Raw genomic sequence first — 7,961 nt, forward strand, 5'->3', positions numbered from 1 at the left:
CCGCGGGCGCGCTCGAATGGGGGAGCCCCGCCGGCCGGCCGGCGGGGCTCCCCCACGAGAGGACCCCCGCAGATGACCCGCGTGATCGCCGGGACGGCCGGCGGCCGCCGCCTGGCCGTGCCGCCCGGCCGGAGCACCCGCCCGACCTCCGACAAGGCCCGCGAGGCCATGTTCTCGACGCTGGAGTCGCTGCGCGGCACCCTGCACGGGGTCCGGATGCTCGACCTGTTCGGCGGCTCGGGCGCCGTCGGCCTGGAGGCGCTGTCCCGGGGCGCCGAGCACGTCCTGCTGGTGGAGGCGGACGGCCCGGCGGCGAAGGTGATCCGGGAGAACGTCCGGATCGTCAACCTGCCCGGCGCCGAGGTGCGAGCGGACCGCGCCGAGCGGGTGATCGCGGGGCGCGCCCCCGAGAGCCCGTACGACGTGGTCTTCCTCGACCCGCCGTACGCCGTCACCGACGAGGAGGTGCGCGAGATGCTGATCACAATGCGCGCGGGGGGCTGGCTCACCGACGACGCACTCGTCACCGTGGAGCGCAGCACCAGGGGCGGTGGGTTCGACTGGCCCGAGGGCTTCGACGTGCTGCGCTCGCGCCGGTACGGGGAGGGCACCCTCTGGTACGGTCGCGCCGCCGCCGAGGCCCGGCAACACTCGTAGTCGGGCCACACCCGCAGCCCCGAACTCCACGAGGGAGCACCCGTCATGCGTCGCGCCGTCTGTCCCGGATCGTTCGACCCGATCACCAACGGCCACCTCGACATCATCGAGCGGGCCTCGAAGCTGTACGACGTGGTGCACGTCGCGGTGCTGATCAACAAGAACAAGCAGGGGCTGTTCACGGTCGAGGAGCGCATCGCGCTGATCGAGGAGACCTGCGCCCGCTACGGCAACATCGAGGTGGAGTCGCACCACGGGCTGCTGGTGGACTTCTGCAAGGAGCGCGGCATCCCCGCGATCATCAAGGGCCTGCGGGCGGTCAGCGACTTCGACTACGAGCTGCAGATGGCGCAGATGAACCACGGCCTGTCCGGCGTCGAGACGCTGTTCGTGCCCACCTCGCCGACGTACAGCTTCCTCTCCTCCAGCCTGGTCAAGGAGGTCGCCTCGTACGGCGGCGACGTCTCCCACCTGCTGCCCGCGACGGTGCACAGCCGACTGGTCGAGCGGATCGCCGAACGGCAGGCGCAGTAGGAGCGAGGAGTCCCTTTTCTGCCGCTTCGTCACCGGCTGTCCCCCTCCCGGGTGGTCGGCCCGGCGCAGGCGTTGTGAGCTCCCCCCGCAGTGGCCGTACAGTCTGTATTCCTGCCCTGCGGTGAGGTGCACCGCGCCGGGCCTGCCTCCGCCGGGACGTCGGCGGCACACGGAAAGACGAAGCCCCGTGGACGTGCAGAACAAGGTCGACCAGATCGTCGCCGCCGTCGAGAGCGCCCGCTCGATGCCGATGTCGGCGTCCTGCGTGGTGAACCGAGCCGAACTGGTCGGTCTGCTCCAGGACCTCCGGTCGGCCCTGCCCGCCGAACTCGCGCACGCGCAGTCGGTGATGGCCGACCACGAGCAGGTGGTGGCGGACGCCGAGGCCGAGGCCGAGCGCATCATCCAGGGCGCGCACGCCGAGCGGGGCTCGCTGATCTCCGACACCGAGGTGGTCCGCCGGGCCCAGGCCGAGGCCGACCGGATCCTCGCCGAGGCCCGTGCCGAGGTGGAGGCCAAGCGGGTCGAGGCCGACGACTACGTGGACAGCAAGCTGGCCAACTTCGAGGTCGTGCTCACCAAGACGCTCGGCGCCGTCGGCCGCGGCCGGACCAAGCTGCGCGGTGACGCGAGCGTCTTCGAGACCGAGTACGAGGGCGAGAGCGACGGCGAGGAGTTCCAGCCGCGGACGAGCCCGAGCCCCGAGGTCGACGAGTACGTCGATGTGAAGCTCGCCACCCTGGAGACCGTCCTCAGCAAGACGCTGCAGGCCGTCGGCAAGGGCCGCGACAAGCTCATCGGCAAGGCCCCGATCGACGACCTGGGCGCCTACCTCGCCGCCGCCGACCAGGCGCAGCAGCTCAAGGACCGGGCCGAGGCGGTCGCCGCCGGGTTCGCCGACGGCTTCTCGGACGGGACCGAGGGCGAGGGCCAGCCCTGGTACCAGGCCGACGTGCCGCAGCAGCAGACCTGGCCCGAGCAGACCCCGGCCGCGGCCGGCTGGCAGGCCCCGGGCGAGGCCCCCTACGCGGCGGCGGCCCAGTACGGCGGCGCCCCCGAGGGCTCCCAGTACGCCGAGGTCTACGGCGGCGGCTTCGACCCGTCGGCCCAGGGCGCCCAGCAGGACCCGTACGGCAACCAGTACAGCTACCAGCAGCCCGGCTACCCCGGCCAGGCGCCGGCCCAGCAGGACGCCTGGGGCAACCCCGTCCAGGACGCCGGCGGCTACCAGCAGCAGGCGCCGGCCTTCCAGGGCCAGAGTTACGACGCCTGGGGCAACCCCGTGCCGGAGAACCCGGGCGGCTACCAGCAGCAGGCGCAGCAGCAGCCGCAGCAGCCCGGCCTGGACGAGACCAGCTTCTTCGACACCAGCATGATCGACATGACCCGGCTGCGGGAGCTCGGCGGGCGCTGACCACGGGGGCCCGCGGCACGAAGTTGGGCCTGACGGGAGTGTCCGGTAGTCTGACCACTCCGGCCTGTTCGCGCCGGGGTGGTTCGGCTGCCCGCGCATCGCAGGATCGCGCAGAGCGGCACGCCGCACAAGCCGTACGAACCACCCGCGCCACGCAGGAATGCATGCCGCCTCAGGAAGTCAGGACACCTTGAACCGCCTCGACCACCGCGACCCCCTCGTGTTCGACACGCACGAGCTCGGACGTCGCCCCGGATCGCTGCGCAAGGTGACCCGCACCCTGGAGGCCCCCGAGGGCCTCGGCATCATCGATGTGATCGGCGTGCCCGAGAAGAGCCAGATCGCCGTGGAGCTCCGTCTGGAGTCCGTGGTCGAGGGCGTGCTCGTCACGGGCACCGCCGAGGCTCGCGTCGAGGGTGAGTGCGTACGCTGCCTGGAGCCCGTCGAGGACGCCATCGACGTCGACTTCCAGGAGCTGTTCTACTACCCGGAGTCCGACGAGAAGGGTCGCGGCCGCTCGGCGGTCGCCACCGACGATCTCGACGAGGACGACGAAGAAGAGACTTACCGCCTGGAGGGCGATTACTTCGACCTCCAGCCGGTGCTGCGTGACGCGGTGGTGCTCGCACTGCCGCTGCAGCCGGTGTGCCAGGAAGACTGCCTGGGCCTGTGCTCCGAATGCGGAGCGCGCCTGAGCGATGACCCGGCACACCACCACGAGGCCGCCGACCCCCGGTGGGCGGCTCTGCAGGGACTCTCCGCCGCCCACGGCGACGAGGGTGACGGAATCAAGACCAGCGACGCCCGCAAGGGTGCCGCCGAGAACCAGGAGAAGTAGCCGTGGCTGTTCCGAAGCGGAAGATGTCGCGCAGCAACACGCGCCACCGCCGGTCCAACTGGAAGGCCGTTGTCCCCGCCCTCGTGGCGTGCGACCGCTGCCACGAGCCGAAGCTGGGTCACATCGCGTGCCCGAGCTGCGGCACGTACAACCGTCGCCAGGTCCTCTCGGTCTGATCGGCGGGGTGCACGGATCGATGTCGGATAGCAACTCATCCCGCAAGCAGGCTTCTGCCAACGGAAGCAAGGGCGGCGGGCCGGCTTCGACCGAATACGACGTCCTGGAAGGGCGCCTCGGGTACACGCTCGAGCGCGCCCTTCTGGTACGTGCCCTGACCCACCGCTCGTACGCGTACGAGAACGGCGGGCTGCCCACCAACGAGCGGCTGGAATTCCTCGGCGACTCGGTGCTGGGCCTGGTGGTGACCGACACCCTCTACCGCGTCCACCCGGACGTCCCCGAGGGCACGCTCGCCAAACTGCGCGCCGCGGTGGTGAACTCCCGCGCGCTCGCCGAGGTCGGCCGGGGCCTCGAACTCGGCACCTTCATCCGCCTCGGCAAGGGCGAGGAGGGCACCGGCGGCCGCGACAAGTCGTCGATCCTCGCCGACACCGTCGAGGCCGTGATCGGCGCCGTCTACCTGGACCAGGGCCTCCCCGCGGCCACCGACTTCATCCACCGCCTGTTCGACCCGCTGATCGAGGAGTCCTCTCAGCTCGGCGCCGGACTGGACTGGAAGACGAGCCTCCAGGAACTCACCGCGGCAGCCGGCATCGGCGTGCCCGAGTACGTCATCGACGAGTCCGGCCCGGACCACGAGAAGACCTTCACCGCCGCCGCCCGGGTGGCCGGCGAGGACTTCGGCAGTGGCGTGGGACGCTCGAAGAAGGAAGCCGAGCAGAAGGCCGCCGAGAGCGCCTGGCGCGCGATCAAGGCCAAGTACGCCGACAGCCTGCCCGCCGACCCGGCCTGAGCCGGCGTACCGGACGCACCCTGGAACAGCCGGAGGCCCGAAGTGCCAGAACTGCCCGAGGTCGAGGTCGTCCGGCGCGGACTGGCCAACTGGGTGGCCGGCCGCACCGTGGCCGACGTCCAGGTGCTGCACCCGCGCGCCGTCCGGCGCCAGCCCGCCGGCCCGGCCGACTTCACCGCCCGCCTCACCGGGACGACGCTCGGCGCGGCCCAGCGGCGCGGCAAGTACCTCTGGGTGCCGCTCGCCGGCCCCGGGCCCGAGGCCGGGGGCTTCTCGCTGATCGGACACCTCGGGATGAGCGGGCAGCTGCTCGTCCAGGACCCGTCCGTCCCCGACGAGACCCACCTGCGGGTCCGGCTGCGCTTCACCGACGGCGGCCGCGAACTGCGCTTCGTCGACCAGCGGACCTTCGGCGGCCTCGCCGTCGAGGAGGCCGAGGACGGTGACCCCGAGGGCACCCCCGTCTCGATCGCGCACATCGCCCGTGATCCGCTCGACCGCCGGTTCGACGACGAGGCCTTCGTCCGCGCCCTGCGCGCCAAGCGCACCACCGTCAAGCGCGCGCTGCTCGACCAGACGCTGATCAGCGGCGTCGGCAACATCTACGCCGACGAGGCGCTCTGGCGCGCGAAGCTGCACTTCGAGCGCCCCACCGCCACCCTCACCCACGCGCAGGGCGCCCTGCTGCTCGCCCACGCCCGCGAGGTGATGAACGCGGCCCTCGCGGTCGGCGGCACCAGCTTCGACAGCCTCTATGTCAACGTCAACGGCGAGAGCGGCTACTTCTCCCGCGACCTGGACGCCTACGGCCGCGAGGGCGAACCCTGCGGCCGCTGCGCCACCCCGATCCGCCGCGCGGCCTGGATGAACCGCTCCAGCTACTTCTGCCCGCGCTGCCAGCGGATCCCGCGCCCGCGCTGAGGCCGGGCCCGCCGCGGTGGCACGCCCGGCTGCGACGCACCCCGCCGCGGCTCAGCGCTTGCTGAGCTCCGGCGCCGCCGGGTCGGTGCTCAGGTCCTGCTCGTCCTGGCCGAAGTAGGCCACCCCGACGGCCGACACCACCGCGAGGACGAAGCCGAACGCGGCCAGCCAGCCGAGGCCGTCCCGCGAGGAGTCGCCCAGCCAGACGACGCCCACCACGCCCGGGACGACCGTCTCGCCGACCACCAGGGCCGCCGTCGCGCCGTTCACCGAACCGATCTGCAGGGCGATGGTGTGCAGGTACATCCCGCCGAGGCCGCCGATCAGGATCGCGTACAGCGCCGGATCGCTCAGCAGCGTGCCGAGCGCGAACGGCTGGACGCCGTCCAGGATCCGCACGCCCACCCCCAGCGCACCGAACCCCAGGCCGGACAGCAGGCCCGCCACGATCGCCCCGCCCGCGCCGAGCCGGCGCACGACCAGGCTGCCGCCGGCGATCAGCACCACCGAGGCGCCGAGCAGCCACCAGTGGACGGCCATCGCCACGTGGTGGCCGCCCTCGGGGCCGGCGGCCACCGCCAGCAGCACCAGAGCGGCGCAGAGCACGGCGATCGACGCCCACTCGGGGCGCTTGAGCCGCAGCCCCAGCAGTCTGATGCTGAGCAGCGCCGTGATCACCAGGTTGGCGCTGATGATCGTCTGCGAGAGGAACAGCGGGAGCAGCCGCGCGGCCAGCGCGCCCAGCCCGAAGCCGACGAAGTCGAGCACCGTGCCCAGGATGAACTCCCAGGTGACGGCGGCCTTCGCGGTGGAGGCGAGGTTCGGGCCGCCGTGCTCGGTCATCCCGGCCCGGTGGCCCCGGGCGGCGGCCTCCTCACGGGCGGACCGGCGGGATCCGAGGGCCTGGAGGACGGAGCCGGTGCCGTAGCAGACCGAGGCTCCGACGGCGGTCACGAGGCCGATGATCACCAAATGCTCCGATCGGGAGGAACGAGTGCGGGGGAGGAGTCCGGCGGGCACCACTATGCCCGGTCGGGGCGGCCGCGAAATCCCCGCCCGGGGCGACTGACGTGCAGCGTACGGCCGGGGTTCCCGGTTCGGCGGACGGGCACGGCCGCAGCGCCGGGATCATCCCCGAGGACGGCCCGCACCCCCGCCGCAGGACGGGGGCGCACCGGTCGCCGCCATGGCGTCCGCGGCCGCCCGGAGCGGTAGCGTCGAAGCATGAGAACCCTTGCTCGACGTTCCCCGGCCGCCGGGCCCGCCGCCCTGCTGGCGGTGCTGCTCGGGCTGCTGCTCCTGCTGGCCCCGGCCGCCTCCGCGGCAGGCGGGCCGGACGCGGCCGCGACGGCCCTCCAGCAGACCCAGGTCTACGTCGACCCGGCCATGCAGGACCGGTTCAGCCAGAGCCAGGCCGACGCCCTCGCGGCGAAGATCAGGTCCGCCGACAAGCCGGTCTTCGTGGCCGTCGTCCCCGCCACCGACGAGTTCGCGGCCGGCACGGTCTTCCAGGACCTGCGGACCGAGGTCGGCATCGTCGGCACCTACGCCGTCTGGCGAGGCGACCAGTTCCAGGCCCGCTCCGACCGGGCCGCGCTGGCGCCGGCCGTCGCCGAGCGGATCGCCGGCGCGGCCTTCCGCTCCCACCCCGGTGACATCAACGGCACCGTCACCGACTTCGTCGACCAGGCCCTGCCACAGGTCAGGGGCCACGGAGTCGCCTCGGACAGCGGCGGGGTGTCGGTCGCGGCGGTCGTCGTGCCGCTCGCCCTGCTGGCGCTGGCCGGCGGCGGCGTGTTCCTGCTGCTGCGCCGGGCCCGCAGGCGCAAGGAGGAGCAGCGCCAGGCCGAACTGGCGCAACTGCGCCGGGTCGTGGACGAGGACATCACCGCCTACGGCGAGGAACTCGACCGGCTCGACTTCAGCCCCGGCGCACCCGGCGCCGACGACGCCCAGCGCACCGACTACGCGCACGCGCTCGACTCGTACGAACAGGCCAAGCGCACGATGGACGCGGCCAAGGGCCCCGAGGACGTCCGGCCGGTCACCGAGGCACTGGAGGACGGCCGGTTCGCGCTGGCCACCCTGTCGGCCCGGCGCGAGAAGCAGCCGCTGCCGGAGCGCCGGCCGCCGTGCTTCTTCGACCCCCGGCACGGCCCGTCCGTCCAGGACACCGACTGGGCGCCCGGCGGCGGCGCCGCCCGGACCGTCCCGGTCTGCGCGGCGGACGCGGCCCGGCTCGCGGCCGGGCAGGACCCGGACATCCGCACCGTGCCGACCGAGTACGGCCCGCAGCCGTACTGGAACGCGGGCCCGGCGTACGGCCCGTGGGCCGGCGGCTACTTCGGCGGGTACGGCGGCGGGCTGCTGCCGGGCCTGCTGGTCGGCACCATGCTCGGCTCGATGATGGGCGGCGGCCAGGCCTGGGCCGCACCCGGCGACGGCGGGGACTACTCCGGCAACGACTACCAGGGCGGCGACTCCTCCGGCGGCGACTTCAACTCCGGTGACTTCGGCGGGTTCGACGGCGGCGGTGGGGGAGACTTCGGCGGCGGCGGGGACTTCGGCGGGGGTTTCTGATCCCTCCCGCTCCCGCGCGGCCCCTCCACGACGACGGTGGAGGT

General features: G+C 73.1%; 9 protein-coding genes. 8 read left to right on the forward strand and 1 reads right to left on the reverse strand.

Going from position 1 to position 7,961, the window contains the following annotated elements:
- Positions 1-72: 72 nt before the first annotated feature.
- The 7 genes from rsmD (at position 73) to mutM (ending at position 5,337) form a co-directional block, all read left to right on the forward strand.
- Complete coding sequence (rsmD, locus tag ACFUK0_RS38580) at positions 73-657, forward strand: 16S rRNA (guanine(966)-N(2))-methyltransferase RsmD (RefSeq protein WP_380258476.1); 585 nt, start codon at positions 73-75, stop codon at positions 655-657.
- 45 nt (positions 658-702) lie between these two features.
- Complete coding sequence (gene coaD / locus ACFUK0_RS38585) at positions 703-1,191, forward strand: pantetheine-phosphate adenylyltransferase (RefSeq protein WP_380258477.1); 489 nt, start codon at positions 703-705, stop codon at positions 1,189-1,191.
- 187 nt (positions 1,192-1,378) lie between these two features.
- Complete coding sequence (locus tag ACFUK0_RS38590; RefSeq protein ID WP_380258479.1) at positions 1,379-2,605, forward strand: ATP synthase F0 subunit B; 1,227 nt, start codon at positions 1,379-1,381, stop codon at positions 2,603-2,605.
- A gap of 190 nt (positions 2,606-2,795) precedes the next feature.
- Complete coding sequence (locus ACFUK0_RS38595) at positions 2,796-3,443, forward strand: YceD family protein (protein WP_380258481.1); 648 nt, start codon at positions 2,796-2,798, stop codon at positions 3,441-3,443.
- 2 nt (positions 3,444-3,445) lie between these two features.
- Entirely contained in the window at positions 3,446-3,619 is a 174-nt protein-coding gene (gene rpmF / locus ACFUK0_RS38600; protein ID WP_030056747.1) for a 50S ribosomal protein L32, read from the forward strand.
- Positions 3,620-3,627: 8 nt separating this feature from the next.
- Positions 3,628-4,416 carry a ribonuclease III gene (gene rnc, locus ACFUK0_RS38605; protein ID WP_380258483.1) on the forward strand — a complete coding sequence of 263 codons (789 nt, stop codon included), beginning with the start codon at positions 3,628-3,630 and terminating at the stop codon, positions 4,414-4,416.
- Between the two features lie 42 nt (positions 4,417-4,458).
- Positions 4,459-5,337 (forward strand): bifunctional DNA-formamidopyrimidine glycosylase/DNA-(apurinic or apyrimidinic site) lyase, encoded by an 879-nt coding sequence (mutM, locus tag ACFUK0_RS38610; RefSeq protein WP_380258485.1) that lies wholly within the window; start codon positions 4,459-4,461, stop codon positions 5,335-5,337.
- Between the two features lie 51 nt (positions 5,338-5,388).
- On the opposite strand, the gene ACFUK0_RS38615 is transcribed toward mutM, so the two are convergent.
- Positions 5,389-6,306 carry a hypothetical protein gene (locus ACFUK0_RS38615; protein ID WP_380258487.1) on the reverse strand — a complete coding sequence of 306 codons (918 nt, stop codon included), beginning with the start codon at positions 6,304-6,306 and terminating at the stop codon, positions 5,389-5,391.
- 255 nt (positions 6,307-6,561) lie between these two features.
- On the opposite strand from ACFUK0_RS38615, the gene ACFUK0_RS38620 reads away from it, so the two are divergent.
- Complete coding sequence (locus ACFUK0_RS38620) at positions 6,562-7,917, forward strand: hypothetical protein (protein ID WP_380258489.1); 1,356 nt, start codon at positions 6,562-6,564, stop codon at positions 7,915-7,917.
- Positions 7,918-7,961 lie beyond the last annotated feature (44 nt).

The organism is Kitasatospora sp. NPDC057223, assembly GCF_042669755.1.
Taxonomy (GTDB): Bacteria; Actinomycetota; Actinomycetes; order Streptomycetales; family Streptomycetaceae; genus Kitasatospora.

Coding starts and splice junctions, on each gene's coding strand:
- rsmD (WP_380258476.1), top strand. CDS start 73: ATGACCCGCGTGATCGCCGGGACGGCCGGCGGCCGCCGCCTGGCCGTG.
- coaD (WP_380258477.1), top strand. CDS start 703: ATGCGTCGCGCCGTCTGTCCCGGATCGTTCGACCCGATCACCAACGGC.
- ACFUK0_RS38620 (WP_380258489.1), top strand. CDS start 6,562: ATGAGAACCCTTGCTCGACGTTCCCCGGCCGCCGGGCCCGCCGCCCTG.